Source organism: Pseudomonas sp. TWP3-1, from assembly GCF_049896625.1.
Lineage (GTDB): Bacteria > Pseudomonadota > Gammaproteobacteria > Pseudomonadales > Pseudomonadaceae > Aquipseudomonas.
Genome location: NZ_JAFCUQ010000016.1, coordinates 1 through 14,242, shown reverse-complemented (window position 1 = coordinate 14,242; position 14,242 = coordinate 1). Strand labels below are relative to the sequence as shown.

The 14,242-nt window shown below is 60.6% G+C and carries 10 protein-coding genes; 4 read left to right on the top strand and 6 right to left on the bottom strand.

The window, feature by feature from the left end:
• Window positions 1-144: 144 nt before the first annotated feature.
• From ACP7BN_RS20425 to ACP7BN_RS20400, 6 genes are all read right to left on the bottom strand, one after another.
• Complete coding sequence (locus ACP7BN_RS20425) at window positions 145-2,799, bottom strand: TonB-dependent receptor (RefSeq protein WP_426205827.1); 2,655 nt, start codon at window positions 2,797-2,799, stop codon at window positions 145-147.
• 117 nt (window positions 2,800-2,916) lie between these two features.
• Window positions 2,917-3,420: an RES family NAD+ phosphorylase gene (locus tag ACP7BN_RS20420; protein ID WP_426205826.1), complete on the bottom strand. Its 504-nt coding sequence runs from the start codon at window positions 3,418-3,420 to the stop codon at window positions 2,917-2,919.
• Window positions 3,417-4,124, bottom strand: coding sequence for an antitoxin Xre/MbcA/ParS toxin-binding domain-containing protein (locus ACP7BN_RS20415; RefSeq protein ID WP_426205825.1), 708 nt, complete (start codon window positions 4,122-4,124; stop codon window positions 3,417-3,419). The genes ACP7BN_RS20420 and ACP7BN_RS20415 overlap by 4 nt, the downstream gene beginning before the upstream one ends.
• Window positions 4,125-4,162: 38 nt before the next feature.
• On the bottom strand, window positions 4,163-7,084 hold the full coding sequence (locus tag ACP7BN_RS20410; RefSeq protein WP_426205824.1) for a TonB-dependent receptor domain-containing protein: 2,922 nt from the start codon (window positions 7,082-7,084) through the stop codon (window positions 4,163-4,165).
• Window positions 7,085-7,175: 91 nt separating this feature from the next.
• Complete coding sequence (locus ACP7BN_RS20405) at window positions 7,176-8,123, bottom strand: FecR domain-containing protein (RefSeq protein ID WP_426205823.1); 948 nt, start codon at window positions 8,121-8,123, stop codon at window positions 7,176-7,178.
• Complete coding sequence (locus ACP7BN_RS20400; RefSeq protein WP_426205822.1) at window positions 8,120-8,629, bottom strand: sigma-70 family RNA polymerase sigma factor; 510 nt, start codon at window positions 8,627-8,629, stop codon at window positions 8,120-8,122. The genes ACP7BN_RS20405 and ACP7BN_RS20400 overlap by 4 nt, the downstream gene beginning before the upstream one ends.
• A 295-nt stretch (window positions 8,630-8,924) precedes the next feature.
• On the opposite strand from ACP7BN_RS20400, the gene ACP7BN_RS20395 reads away from it, so the two are divergent.
• The 4 genes from ACP7BN_RS20395 (at window position 8,925) to ACP7BN_RS20380 (ending at window position 14,091) form a co-directional block, all read left to right on the top strand.
• Window positions 8,925-10,643, top strand: a complete 1,719-nt coding sequence (locus ACP7BN_RS20395) for a hydrogenase maturation protein (RefSeq protein ID WP_426205821.1) — start codon at window positions 8,925-8,927, stop codon at window positions 10,641-10,643.
• 254 nt (window positions 10,644-10,897) lie between these two features.
• On the top strand, window positions 10,898-11,761 hold the full coding sequence (locus ACP7BN_RS20390; protein ID WP_426205820.1) for a LysR family transcriptional regulator: 864 nt from the start codon (window positions 10,898-10,900) through the stop codon (window positions 11,759-11,761).
• 111 nt (window positions 11,762-11,872) lie between these two features.
• Complete coding sequence (locus tag ACP7BN_RS20385) at window positions 11,873-13,018, top strand: sterol desaturase/SRPBCC family protein (RefSeq protein ID WP_426205819.1); 1,146 nt, start codon at window positions 11,873-11,875, stop codon at window positions 13,016-13,018.
• Complete coding sequence (locus ACP7BN_RS20380; protein ID WP_426205818.1) at window positions 13,015-14,091, top strand: SMP-30/gluconolactonase/LRE family protein; 1,077 nt, start codon at window positions 13,015-13,017, stop codon at window positions 14,089-14,091. The genes ACP7BN_RS20385 and ACP7BN_RS20380 overlap by 4 nt, the downstream gene beginning before the upstream one ends.
• Window positions 14,092-14,242 lie beyond the last annotated feature (151 nt).

Sequence of the window (14,242 nt, the reverse complement as noted above, 5' to 3'; positions counted from 1 at the left end):
GACCTGTGGGAGCTGGCTTGCCAGCGATTAGGCCAGTACAAACACCAAACCATCTGCCTACCTGTGATGTGCAACAGGCCGGCAATTTTTATAGGGCAGGCTTTAGAACGATGAGTAGTTAAAACCCGCCCCGACCAATCAATCTCAGAACTTGTAATTGACCCGCGTGTACAGCGTCCGCCCAAACGGGTCGGCGTACTTCGGGTCGTAGCCGCTCTGGAAGGTGTAGGTCTGGTTGCTGAACGGTGGCTCGCGGTCGAACAGATTCTTCACGCCGAGTGTCACGCCCAGGGTTTTGCGCCAGGTGTAGGTGCCGGCCAGGTCCCAGACGTTGTAGGAGCCGACGTAGTTGTTGGTGTCGCGATCCGAGTCGTGATATCCGCTGGTGTAGCGATTGGTCAGGCTGGCGCCGTACGCGCCGTAGGTCCAGCTACCGGTCAGGCTGTGGCGCCAGCGAGCAACGGCGCCGGCCGAGGAAAAGTCGCCGCCACGGAAGTCACCAAGCTTGTCGATGTAGTCGCCCTTTTGCTGTTGCTGATAGTCATAGCGAGTCACGTAAGTGCCTTGCAGACCGATGCCGAAATCGCCGAATGAAGTGCTTGGCAGGCGATAGTCGAAGCTGACGTCGACGCCGTTGGTCTTGATCTTGCCGAGGTTGGCCAAGCCCGTGACCACGTGATCGATCGAGCCATCAGGCTTGCGGATCAGGCGCTCCGGGTACAGTTCCGGATTCTCGAAAACAGCCGATTCGGGGAATTCGGCGATCTGGTTGGCAATGTCGATCCACCAGAAATCCAGGCCCGCCGTCAGGCGATTGAACGGCTGATAGACGAAACCGAGGGTGACGTTGCGCGCGGTTTCCGGGCTCAGATCAGTATTGCCGCCGCTGCTGCGGTTGAACTGCTGCGCGCAGTCGCGGTTGGCAATTCCGCCGTTGCCCGGATTGCCACCGGCACACAGGCGCGGGTCGTTGTAGTTGGCATTGGTGAACGAGGTGAAAGTCGGGTTGTACAGTTCATACAACGACGGTGCGCGGAAGCCTTCGCTGTAAGCGCCACGTACCACCAACTCCTTGAACGGCTGGAAGCGGAACGAGTATTTCGGGTTGGTCGTGCTGCCAAAGTCGCTGTATTTATCGTGACGCACGGCGGCGGACAGTTCGAGGCTGTCGAGCACCGGCACGTTGACCTCGGCGTACTCAGCCGAGACGCTGCGATCCCCCGCCACACTGCCATTCGGGTCAACGCCCAAACTCTGCACATCACCGGCAAACGCAGCGAAGTCCTGATGGAAGTCTTCCTTGCGGTATTCGCCGCCCAGCGCCAATGCCGAAGGGCCGGCGCCGAACCAGTCGCCAATCTCGCGGCTGACGCGGCCGTCGATGGCTTTGACTCGACCCACTGCTGTGGCGTAGTCGCCATCCACCGCATTCGCGGCGAGCAAAGCGGAACCGGCCGGGGTCTGCGGGCCGAATGGGTTGATCACACCGTTGGCGATGCCCTGGCTGATCGCGCGGTCGTTGACGTAACCGCTGCTGATCGCGTTGGTGACTTTGTTCTGGTTATACGAAGCGCCGACGTTGTAATCCCAGCCAACCAGGCTGCCGTCGAAACTCAGCAGCAGGCGCTGGCTGGTGTTGTCGTCTTCATGTTGACGGGCACCGACAGTGGTTTCGCGCCAGTTGACGTCGACCGGTTGCGTCGGATCGAGGGCGAAGCCGCTTGGACCGGGGGTGATACCGTTGCCGGGATAGAACGCGGTGCCGGGGTTGACCTGATTGCCCATCAGGGTGCCGGGACCGATCTGCGTGCGATTTTCGTTACGTGCCCAGAAGTAATCGAGGCTGACGTTGTGATCGTCCGAAAGCTTACCGGTGGCTTTGGCGAAGGCTGAAGTCTTCTCGGTTTCCGGCACCAGATCGAGATAATTCCACAGGCTCTGACGGCAGATGCCGTTGCGCGACTGTAATCCCGGGGCGTTGCAACCAGAACCGGCGAGCGGGTTGGTGGCGTTGCTGCCCTGGCTCCAGTTGGCCGGCGAAGCAGTACCGGAGGTGTAATCGAGGCCACGACTCGGTTGGTAGTTGTAGGTGTGGCCGCGATCATCGGCGGCCAGCCGATTCTGCTTGTCGTAACTGACCACGCCAAACACGTTGAAGCGATCGTCCTGCAAATCACCAAAGCCCCAGCTACCGCTGAAATTGCGGCTTTCTCCGCCACCGGAATGGGTCGGCGTGTCGTAGTTGGTGCTGATCTGACCTTCGGTGAGGCTGGTCTTGGTGATGAAGTTGATCACCCCGCCAATCGCGTCAGTGCCGTACAACGCCGAAGCGCCGTCACGCAGCACTTCGACCCGGTCGATGGCGGCGAACGGAATGGTGTTCAGATCGACGCCCGAGCCGTTGATCGCGTTAGTGGCGTTGTTGCTCAAGCGCCGACCGTTAAGCAGCACCAGGGTTTTGTTCGGACCGATGCCGCGCAAATCCGCGTACGACGCCCCGCCACTGCTCGATCCCACCGAACGACCAGAGCCGACCGATGACTGGTTGGCAGAGATACGACTGACCAGTTCTTCAGTGGTACTCACACCCTGCTGGCGCAACTCTTCTACCCGCAGAATAGTAACTGGCACCGCTGTCTCGGCATCAACCCGGCGGATTGCTGTGCCGGTGACTTCAACCCGTTGCAACTGGGTGGTCGGCTCGGTTGCAGTGCTCTCGGCGGCCATCGCCGACAAGGTGTTGATCGCCAGCAGCAAGGCCAGGCTCAAAGGGGATTTGACGGGTGAAAATCGAATCATGAACAGCCATCCCTGCGTTTTGGTTTATGCAGGGATGTGTGATGACGGATCGGGTTTTATAGGGTGCCAGTTAGACCGTTGGGTGATGAGGTTATGCAAAAAGGCGTTCGGTAACACTCAGACCAATTCCATGTCCCTCAGCAACCGCGTATCCAGCCCGAATCGCTCCTGCGAGACCATTTTGAACTGCCCCTGCGCCAAGTCGCAGCTCACCAGTAAATTCCATGAGTGCCGAGTGGCTGCCGATGGAATCAGCACAAACGGGTGTTCGGCGAGCAAGGCGTCGGCGAAGTCTTGCTGGTTGCGCGAAGCCTTTGCCGGACTGAGCCAATAAGGGTTCGGCACCTCTTCCGGTTGCACAATCCTGACGACTGCCTCGCTGGTCACCTCAAAGCACGTCAGCACATGGGGCATTTTATCCAGCTCATCAAAACTCTCATGAGCCGCCACTTCCAGAATGGCCGTGGATGGATCAACCGACGCATACACGACGCGCCGACCGGGCCGGTTCCATCGGCCGCCCCTGAGTTCTGAACCGATACCGCTGTCCCACGTACACCGATAAATCTCAGGATCCAGGCGCCATGCATACCAGCGGTCGTCCCAAGGTAACGGGTTCATTGATAGACCCCGTATTTCATTCGGTGCAGGTATGAATCGACCGACTCGTAGCCTAACGAGCTTTCAATCAATTCCACCGGCCTGTAACCGTTCAGCCATTTGGTGGCCTTGTTCAACCACTCCTCGGCGCGCGCCTGATCGTGGAACACCTCGGTAGCGGACTCCAGCGCGTGCGCATATTGAAAGGCGATCATGCTCTGTTGGCGGCTCAGGCGCGTAGGCTCGCCGCTGTTAAGCAAACGCCGCACGGTTCTGACGGACTTGCCGGTGATGAGCTGCACAAGCTCGCTCTCCCGATAAAGCTCAGACGTTGAAATCATGTTGACCACGTCGCGCAGATCGAAACCTTCCCGCGTGTAGCGGATGATGTACATGGTGTCTCGATCCCATTCCCGGCCGTGCAGCAACACCTCCACAGGTTTGCCTTCGACCTTTTTCAGCCCCGACAGCCGGGGCGCTCTTGTTTGCGGCATCGCGATACCCTCCGTTGGGCATCTGGCGCGATTGACGCGCCAGGAATCACGAGGGGGATAAAAAGCAGGTTCATTCTCGAGATGTGGGATTCGCATAATCCATCCATTGTCTGATTTGCGAGCGATCAAGCCGCTCGGCGACTTCATGTCACAGACGATGCTATAGACAGCGTTTCCGACAGCCAACCTGAAAAAGTCGTCGGAAATATCGGCGCTTTTACGCAAAACCATCTGTTTTCCGTAGGACGCCTCTTAACGGTTTCATTCGCTCAACTGCCGAAGTGATAACTCACATCCAGCCACCACTGCCGGCCGTAGGGGTCATAGTTGCCGGTCGGGTAATACGGCCAGCCCGCCGAGTCATCGTGCTTGATCTGATTGAGCACATTGTTCACGGTCAACCCGACGCTTGCCCGATCGTTGAGCTTGTAGCGCGCGCTGGCATTGAACACCGTCCACGGCGACAGACGCCCATCGCCCGCGCCGTTGGTGACCGAACCATAACGAATGCCCATCAAGGTCGCCGTGGCCTTCTGGTAATCCCAGGTCAGGCTGGCGTTGACCTTGCTGCGCCAGTCGTAGTTGGTACGCGAGGTACGCCAGTCCTGAGTCGGCGCTTCTTCGGATTCCTTGTAGAAATGCGAGAGCACCAGGGTGTAGCCCAGCGTCGAACTGAACGCGCCGTACTGGCCGGCGCCCCAGCGAATGTTGCTCTTGAAATCGAGGCCGCTGACCCGCTCGCTGGCAGCGTTGATCGCGTTGACCCGCACGCGCTGCAACTGATTCGGGTCGATGGCCGCGTTGCCCGCATTACGGTCGACGCGCGCGAGGGTCGATTGGCAGTTGGCCGAAGTAATGTCCTGGGTGCCATTGCGGCACTCGTTCTCTTGCTGCAACAGACGATTTTCATCGACGGTGGTCAGCAGGTCGTCAATCTCGACCCGCCAGAAATCCGTGGAGAAATCGAAGTTGCGTGACGGCGACCAGACGAAACCATAGGTCCAGGATTTGCCGCGTTCGGACTCCAGATTGGCCGTGCCGCTTTGCGTGTAGTCGACGCGACTCCGATCACAGGCACCCTCCACCCCCTGACTGCAACCGTAGTAGTCGATTTGCGCCGGGTAGTAGCCGTTGCTGTCGGACTGATAGATGTAGTTCAGATCCGGCGCACGGAAACTGGTGCCGTAACTGCCGCGCAACAACAGGCTGGTGAGCGGGCGCCATTCGAGGCCGAGGTTGTAGGTTTTCTGCTGCTCGGTGCGGCCGCTGAATTTGTACTGATCCCAGCGTCCCGCTGCAGTCGCCAACACAGTGTCAGTCACCGGGATGCTGAACTCTCCGCCCGCCGCATAACGCTTGCGCGAGCCGCCGGAGCTTCGCGCCGGACTCAAGCCATAGAAGGTGCCGTCATTGAGACCGTCGTCCGGGTCGATGCGGTATTCCTGTTTTCCCGCTTCAAGCACGCCGGCGAATCCGACCGGGCCGGCCGGTAGATCAAACAATTCGCCGTTGACCGAGGCGTTATAGCTGGTCGAGACCGATTTGCTGGTCTGGGTTTGATTGCCGCGAAACTGCTGCCATTCCTGCGGCGTCAACGGTCGGTCAAGCCGCGAGGCGTCCGGGGCGAACACCGGATAGCCACCGCGGGTGCCGAGTTGCGGGCCGAGGTAGAAATCCTCAATCGAGGACAAAGGCGTATAGCGCGTGGTGCGCACGCTCTTGTACTCCGAGCGGTTGGTTGCCAGCTCGTAGTTCCAACCGGTGTCAGCGATCTTGTCCGAAAGCCCCAAAGTGCCAGTCCACGACGTATCGCGCCACTTGCTGTTATTGCTGGTGCGCCCGCCGATTTCTTCTTCGCCGAACCGCCGGTACCAGCGCTCCAGATTACCGCTGTTCTGATTGATGAAATCCGGCGAGGTGAAGGTCGGGCCACGGGTGTTGTTCTGAATGTGATCGAGGCCATACATCAGGTCGGCGAACACTTGGCCGCTGTCGCTGAAATGCCAGGTGCCTCGGCTGTAGCCGTCGTAGTTTTCCTTTTGCGTCTGCACCGTCCAATAATCGTTGTACATCTGATCGGTGCGGCAGCGACCGCCGCTGCTGATCAATTTATTGTCGAAGGTGCCCTGATAGGCGCCGCAGCCGGGACCTAGGTAGCGGCTATTGCTCAGATCGCGTCGATAGCCGACATCCGCCAACGGGCCGCTTTGCATGAAGCCACGATCATCGGCCCAGATCGGGTCGCGGTTGGTCAGCTCAAGTCCGAACAAGCCGTCGAAATCGCCCCAACTGCCGCCGCCACTGATCTGCAAGCGCTGATTGTCGCCGCCGCCGCGCTCGCTGGTGCCGCCCTTGAGGTTGACGTCGACGCCAGTGATTTTGTCCTTGAGGATGATGTTGACCACCCCGGCAATCGCATCCGAACCGTAGATGGCCGAGGCGCCGCTGCTGAGCACTTCGATGCGCTCGATGATTGCCGAGGGAATGTTCGCCAGATTGGTGAAGTTGACCTTGCCGTCATATGGCGTCGGGTAATCCGCGACGCGCCGGCCGTTGATCAGCACCAGTGTGTGATTGGGGCCGAGGCCGCGCAGGTTGAGGGCACTGGCTGCCGGTTGCCAAGTGTTGCCGTAGTCTTCGCCCTGGGTCATGCCGGTATTTTGCGTCTGCGTGGCGAGCGCGTCGTAGACATTCTTGTAGCCGCGCGCCTGCATTTCTTCTTGGGTAATGACGGTGACCGGGGTCGCGCCGTCGCTTTGCGCGCGGGCGATGCGCGAACCCGTGACGGTGACTTTTTCCATGCGGTAATCGGCGCTGGTGACCGGTGCCACAACGGTGGCTTTGGCCGGAACAACGGTCGGCGCCTCGGCTTCCCTGACACTCAACCCCTGAGCACTTTGCTCGACTTGCAGGCCGCTGCCGAGCAAGGCTTTTTCCACCGCCTGGCGACTGCCCAACGCCCCGTGCACCGTGCTGCTGCGTTTGCCTTGCACCAGATTCTGGCTGAAGGAGATCGGCACACCGGACTGACGCGAGATCTCCAGCAGCACCTCGTCGAGTGCGCCGCTGGCGATGTCGAAGCTGTACACCTGAGCAATGGTTTCCTGCGCGAGCACAGGCATAGAAACTACTCCCATGACCAGTGCGGCAGCGAGTGTCAGTCCAGGTAATGGTTGTTTGAATGAGAACATCGAGGGGCTTCCCTGTTGAAGGCGTCTGCAGGGAATGAGCAGCGGGCCGGCGCTTTTTATAGAGCGAGCAATAGTCCGAGTAGTTATGAATCTATAACCGTGCTTCGATGCTGACCCAGTACGGATTGTGGAAGGTCACGCGGATCGGCAGCGAGCGCTCCAGCAACTGCAAAGTGCGGTCACTGTCGTCCAGCGGATACAGGCCGCTGAGGCGCAGTCCGGCGACATCCGGGCTTACATGGATGATGCCGCGCCGGTAGCTGCGCAGGCTGTCGATGACTTCGCTCAACGGGCGGTCACGCACTTCCAGTCGCCCTTGCACCCAGGCACTGTCCTGACCTTTGCTGCGCTCCAGCGCGAGAATGTGCTGCCCGTCGAACACCAGGCTTTCGCCCGCTTCCACCACTTGCCGCGCGCCGCTGGCGGTGACGACTTCGACTTGCGAATGCAGCATCACCAAACGCGTGGAATCCTCCCCGCGCTGCACCAGAAATCGGGTGCCGAGTGCGCGCATCCGCCCGTGCCCGGTTTCAACCACAAACGGCCGGCTCAGATTCTTCGCCACATCGACCAGCAGTTCGCCGCTGCGCAACTCCAGCAAGCGCTCGATGTTGTCGAAGCGCGGCACCACGCGGCTGCGCGCATTCAGGGTCACGGTGCTGCCGTCCTCCAGCGCAAATTCACGGCGCTCGCCGGTGCCGGTCGCGAGCTCACCCGCCTCAGGCAGCCAGCCGTAACGCCGCCCCAGCAGACCGGTGAGCACGGTAATCCCGAGCACGCTCAAACTGCCACTGATAAACCGGCGGCGACTCGAAGGTGCGTTGAGGCTGTGCAGCAGACTGTCGCGGGATACACCGCGCAGGTTCGACTGCCGCAGCAGGTTCAACCCGCCACCCATCTGTTCAATGATCTGCTGATGACGAGGATCGGCCGCACGCCAGGCGTCGAACGCCGCACGCTCCTGCAGGCTGACATCGCCCGATTGCAACAGCGCCATCCATTGCGCCGCCTCATCGATCAGCGTTTCATCGGGCCTCATGCCTGCATTGCCTGATAACAGCGCTTGAACGCTTCGACCATGTATTGCTGCACGCGGCTGGTGGACACGCCGAGCCGTTCGCCGATTTCGCTGTAGGTCAGGCCATCGAGTTGATGATAGAGAAACGCCGCTTTGGCCTTCGCCGACAAGCCGTTGAGCAAGCGATCCACCGCCAGCAACGCTTCGATGACCAGTGCGCGTTCCTCCGGTGACGGATGCACCGGTTCCGGCGCCAGTGCCAGACTTTGCAGATAGGCGCGCTCCAGATCCTGCCGACGCCAGCCTTCGTAGACCAGACGCCGCGCAATAGTGGTCAGCAACGCCCGTGGCTCGCGAATGGCCAGCGGATCGGGCAACGCCAAGACCCTGAGAAAGGTTTCCGAAGCAATGTCCTGCGCACTGTGCGGGCAACCGAGGGTACGGCTGACCGCAGCGCACAACCATCGGTAGTCCTTTTGGAACATCTGCCCGATGACCTGGTAATGCGGGTTATGACTGCCACCCATGCCCTGCTCCCTGAAACGGGCTCCACCCGCTGCGAAAATCCATGGTACTGCCGGGATCGTCCGGCAAAGTCAGAGGGCGACTGTGCAATACCCATGCAGACATTTGAAGTAATAAAAAATCAGGATAAGCAAACTTTTGAGAATAATGCACCTCGTCGCCGGGGAAACATGGACTGACACAACGTTGACTTCGATCACTGGCGCGCCCGGCGCCACTCTCTAACCTTGCGCTTCCATCGAATGCCACGGACGGCTCATCGGAGCCTGCGGCGGACCCACTCAAGGAAGAGCAAACATGCGACCACTCAACATTATTCTGCTGGCCTCGGCGTTCAACGGCCTGACCCAACGCGCCTGGCTGGAACTGCGCCAGGCCGGACACTCGCCGAGCGTGGTGCTGTTCACCGACGAAGCCTCGGTGTGCGAACAGATTGAACACAGCGGCGCCGATCTGGTGATCTGCCCGTTCCTCAAGGACCGCGTGCCGCATGCGTTGTGGAGCAACACCCAGCGTCCGGTGGTGATCATCCACCCGGGCATCGTCGGTGATCGTGGCGCGAGCGCACTGGACTGGGCGATCACCCGCGAACTGCCAAGCTGGGGTGTCACGGCTCTGCAAGCCGTGGAAGAAATGGACGCTGGCCCGGTTTGGGCGACCTGCGAATTCAATCTGCCGTCGGGCCTGCGTAAATCCGAGCTGTACAACGGTCGGGTCAGTGATGCGGCGATGCGGTGCATCCGTGAGGTCGTGGAAAAGTTTATCGACGACTTCGTGCCGGTGGCGCTCGATTACACCGATCCAAAAGTGCGCGGACGTTTGCAGGCGAACATGAAGCAGGATGACCGCAGCTTCAGCTGGCACGACTGCTCGCGCTTCATCAAACGTTGCATCGATGCGGCGGATGGTCAGCCGGGAGTGCTGGCGAGTCTCGCGGGCGGGCAGTATTACCTGTACGACGCGCATCTTGATCAGCGCACCGGCATGCCTGGCGAAATTCTCGCGGTGCATGACGATGCAGTGCTGGTGGCGACCGGGGATCACAGCCTGTGGATCGGCTCACTGCGGCGCAAACCGCAACCCGGCGAAGAAACTTTCAAGCAACCGGCGCGGCATGTGTTGGCCGGGCATTTGTGTGGCGTGCCGGTGTTGGACTGGTCGATCGCCAGTCAGCCGTTCAGCGACGAGGCGTATCAACCGATCCGCTATCGCGAATCCGGCAAGGTCGGTGAGTTGACCTTCGAGTTCTACAACGGCGCCATGAGCACCGAGCAATGCCGGCGCATGGTTGACGCGCTGCGCTGGGCCAAATCCCGCGACACCCAGGTGCTGCTGATCCAGGGCGGGCGTGGCAGCTTTTCCAACGGCGTACATCTGAATGTGATTCAAGCGGCGCAGGATCCGGGTGCTGAAGCCTGGGCGAATATTCAGGCGATTGACGACGTGTGCGCAGAGCTGCTGAGTGCGCGGCAACTGGTGGTCAGTGGTGTGACCGGCAATGCCGGCGCTGGCGGCGTGATGCTCGCGCTGGCCGCGGACATCGTGCTGGCCCGGGCCGATATCGTGCTCAACCCGCACTACAAGAGCATGGGCTTGTACGGTTCGGAATACTGGACCTACAGCCTGCCACGCGCGGTCGGCCCGGTGATGGCCGAGCAGTTGACCCATGCGTGTCTGCCGGTGAGCGCCAGTCAGGCGCAACTGCTGGGCATGGTTCAGGAAATCGGCCCGCGTTGCCCGGATGAGTTTGCCTTGTGGCTGCTGCAACGGGCGAATGGGGTGTTGACTGACCCGACGTATGCGCCGGTGCGCGAGCGCAAGACGCGGGTCGATCAGGCGTCGATCGAGCAATGCAGGGAAGCCGAGCTGCAAGAGATGCAGGAGGACATGCTGTACAACCGCAATCAATTCGCCGAGAAGTGCCGGCACTTTGTTTACAAGCGCAAGGTGTGCGGGACACCCGCGCGGTTGGTGGAGGATTGGGCGCGGGTGGATGTGACCGAGTTGGCCAGTTAATCGGCGGTGGCAGTTTTTCCCCTCACCCTAGCCCTCCCGAAACGTCGGACCGCCCAAGGGAGAGGGAACCGACCGTGGTGTCTTGCGCCATACATCGACTTGAGAAAACCAATCGATTATGGATTCAGAGCAGAGCGCTCAAGTCGGTGTAAATATTCAATATCCCCGGATCGGTCCCCTCTCCCCCTGGGAGAGGGCTAGGGTGAGGGTGCTTTTGCCCTACAATGCCCAACCCCCAGACACCGGCCCGCCCCATGGACATCGACCTCGCCCGCACCTTCCTCGAAATCGTCCGCCACGGCAGCCTTGCCGCCGCCGCTGAAAAGCTCTTCGTTACCCAGACCGCGATCACCGCGCGGGTGCAGAAACTCGAAAGCCAGTTAGGCAGCACGCTGTTCGTGCGCAATCGTGCCGGCGCGCGTCTGACGCCCAACGGCGAAGCGTTCGTGGTCTACGCCACTCAGTTGGTACAGACCTGGGAAGCCGCACGCCGTGATCTGCCGCTGCCCGAGGGCTACGACAACGTGCTGCACATCGGCGGCGAAGTCAGTCTGTGCAACCCGTTGATGCTCAGTTGGGCCGCCGAACTGCGCGAAAAAATCCCCAGCCACGCCCTGCGCATGGAAGTGCGCGACGGCGAAAACCTGCTGCGTCAGCTCGAACTCGGCGTACTCGATGCAGCGCTGGTGTATCAGCCGGAATACTGGCCGGGCCTGCAGGTCGAGCAAGTGCTGGAAGAGAAACTGATTCTGGTTCGAACCCCGAATCGCCCCGATCCCTACGTGTACATCGACTGGGGCCCGGACTTCCGTCGTCAGCACGACGCCGCAATGCCGGAAAAAGCCAAGGCAGCCTTGAGCTTCAACCTCGGCCCGCTGGCCCTGCAATACATTCTGGAGAACGGCGGCAGCGGTTATTTCCGCACCCGTGTCGTGCGCACTTATCTGGAAAGCGGCGCGCTGGAAACTGTCACCAAAGCCCCGGAATTCGGCTACCCGACCTACCTCGTCTACTCCCGCGACCGTGATTCGGCGACCTTGCAACAGGCGTTCGATCTGCTGCGCGAGGTGATCAAGACCGATGACGACTGGTCGCAGCGCTGGAATCCGCTGAGCTGATCCGGTCGCCACAAACCGGAGCATGGCACTACTGACCTCAAGGTTGGTCCTGCACAAATGAGCGGATCGGCTACTCTGCCGGGATAACAACAATCTCCGCAGGTGAGCGCAGTGAGGCAGACCACCGAGGCATTTCGCAGCCGCTACCGCGCGGCGATCCATCCGCGCTACAACCCGTGGCTGCACGGCGTGTTCGTGCTGCTGTTCGGGGCGCTGGCGATTGGCGGGTTCTGGAGCAGCGTGCAGCAAGTGCGGGCGCTGGAATGGCTGACTGTGCCGCTGACTCTGCTGTTGTTCAACTTCGGCGTGTACGTGGTGCATCGCCATCTCGGCCATCACAAGAAGACCTTCGCCAAGCTGTTCTATGCGCGCCACGCCGGCGACCATCACAGCTTCTTCACCCCCGGCCACATGACCTACGACAGTGCGCGCGACTGGCGGGTGATTCTGTTCCCGGCGTGGCTGATCGTGCTGCACACACTGGTCATCACCCTGCCGCTGTGGTGGCTGCTCGCGCAGGTCAATGCCAATGTCGCCGGGCTGTTCGGCGGCTGTATGGTGCTTGGCTACCTGACTTACGAGGTGTTTCACGCCTGTGAGCATCTGCCGCCGCAAAACCCGCTGACGCGCCTGCCGTGGATTCGCCAGATGCGTCGTTTGCACGAGCTGCATCACCGGCGCGAGTGCATGCAGGAGCGCAACTTCAATATTGTTTTCCCGCTGATGGACTACCTGTTCGGCACCCTGTATTGGGAACCGGAACCCGCCCCCCTGAACCTGTCGAGACCCCCCATGACGCGCATGCAGCACCAGATCGACATCGCCGGCGAGCCGACCGCCGTGCTCGCTTACGCCGCCAGCGTCAATTGCTGGCCGCAGTGGCATCCGTCGTCATTGAAGATCGATGGCCCCGCCGGCCCGCTGCATGCCGGCGCACGTTTTGCAGAGGACATCCGTGCCGGTGGCCGCGACGGGCATTTGTGCTGGGAAGTCAGCGAATATCTGCCTGGCCGCCGCTGGTGCGCGCGGGCCAGAGGCGATCATGGCTTGTCGCTGCAGCTGACTTACGAATGTTCGGCCGAGGCCGACGGCACGCGCTTCGTGCGCACGCTGGATTATCAATTCGACGGACTGGCCATGCGCATTGCCAATCGACTGCTGCTGAAAACGCGCATTGAGCGCGAATCCAGCGCGTCGATGCTGGCCTTGCGCGAGATGGCGGCGCAGCACCTGGCAGTAGCGAGCGTCAGCGCATGAAACTACGCCATGGAGTGGTGCTGCTGATCGTACTGATTCTGGGATTTTTGCTGTTAATGCCGACCAAGGTCGAGCCCGTGGCCTGGACGCCGCAACCGGCGCCGTCACTGACCGATGGCATTTATGCCGAAAATCAACTGCTCAAGGCTGCGACCAAGGTCGGCCCCAGCGATATCGAAGGCCCGGAAGCGCTGCTGCTGGAAGGCGATTTGCTGATCACCGGCTTGCATGACGGCCGGGTGCTGCAAACCAGCCTTGACGGCACACAACGCAAAGTGCTGGCCGACACTGGCGGGCGACCTCTGGGCATGGCCCGGCATCCCAACGGTTTGCTGGTGATCGCCGACGGGGTCAAGGGGTTGCTGTCGCTCGACGCCCAAGGCCAGGTCATCGCTTTGACCAAAGAAGCCGATGGCGTGCCGTTTGGTTTCACCGACGATGTGGCCATCGACAAGCCCGGGCATTACGCCTACTTCAGCGATGCATCGAGCCGTTGGGGTTACGGGCATGACGGCGAGGCTATCATCGAGCATGGCGGCGACGGGCGACTGCTGCGCTACGACTTTCAGACCGGCAAAACCAAGGTCTTGCTGGACAAGCTGGAGTTCGCCAACGGCGTGACCCTCGGCCCCGAGGACGCTTATGTGCTGGTCAACGAAACTGGCGCCTACCGCATCAGCCGCTATTGGCTGACCGGGCCGAAAGCCGGCACACACGATCTGTTCATCGACAACCTGCCGGGGCTGCCGGACAACCTTGCGTTCAATGGTCGAGACCGGTTTTGGGTAGCACTGTATACGCCGCGTAACGCGTTGCTGGATCGCACGGCCGGGCATCCGTTCGTACGCAAGATGATCGTGCGGGCGATGGCCGTGTTGCCGAAACCGCTGGAAAAGCGCGGGTTTGTCTTGGGGCTGGATTTGCAGGGCAAGGTGATTGCCAATCTGCAGGATGCTGGCGAGGGCAATTATTCGCCGATCACGACTGTTCGTGAGTATGGCGACTGGTTGTATCTGGGGTCTTTGAAGGCTACGCATCTGGCGCGGGTGCCGTTGGATGGTGCCCTGAAGTGAACCCGGTGATTCTGTGTTGAGTTGACTGGAGTCATCGCGGCATTGGTATCTACACATCTCCCGATCCTGGTCTATAAAGGGACGGCATGGATATCAAATGACTGGGCTAGATGCCCGCCTGATAAAACGATACGACGAGTTAGTCATGGGA

Excerpts from the sequence above, each read along its gene's own strand:
- ACP7BN_RS20415 (WP_426205825.1), bottom strand. The coding sequence starts at position 4,124 with ATGGTTTTGCGTAAAAGCGCCGATATTTCCGACGACTTTTTCAGGTTG.
- ACP7BN_RS20410 (WP_426205824.1), bottom strand. The coding sequence starts at position 7,084 with ATGTTCTCATTCAAACAACCATTACCTGGACTGACACTCGCTGCCGCA.
- ACP7BN_RS20390 (WP_426205820.1), top strand. The coding sequence starts at position 10,898 with ATGGACATCGACCTCGCCCGCACCTTCCTCGAAATCGTCCGCCACGGC.
- ACP7BN_RS20400 (WP_426205822.1), bottom strand. The coding sequence starts at position 8,629 with ATGGGTGGCAGTCATAACCCGCATTACCAGGTCATCGGGCAGATGTTC.
- ACP7BN_RS20420 (WP_426205826.1), bottom strand. The coding sequence starts at position 3,420 with ATGAACCCGTTACCTTGGGACGACCGCTGGTATGCATGGCGCCTGGAT.
- ACP7BN_RS20380 (WP_426205818.1), top strand. The coding sequence starts at position 13,015 with ATGAAACTACGCCATGGAGTGGTGCTGCTGATCGTACTGATTCTGGGA.
- ACP7BN_RS20425 (WP_426205827.1), bottom strand. The coding sequence starts at position 2,799 with ATGATTCGATTTTCACCCGTCAAATCCCCTTTGAGCCTGGCCTTGCTG.
- ACP7BN_RS20405 (WP_426205823.1), bottom strand. The coding sequence starts at position 8,123 with ATGAGGCCCGATGAAACGCTGATCGATGAGGCGGCGCAATGGATGGCG.
- ACP7BN_RS20395 (WP_426205821.1), top strand. The coding sequence starts at position 8,925 with ATGCGACCACTCAACATTATTCTGCTGGCCTCGGCGTTCAACGGCCTG.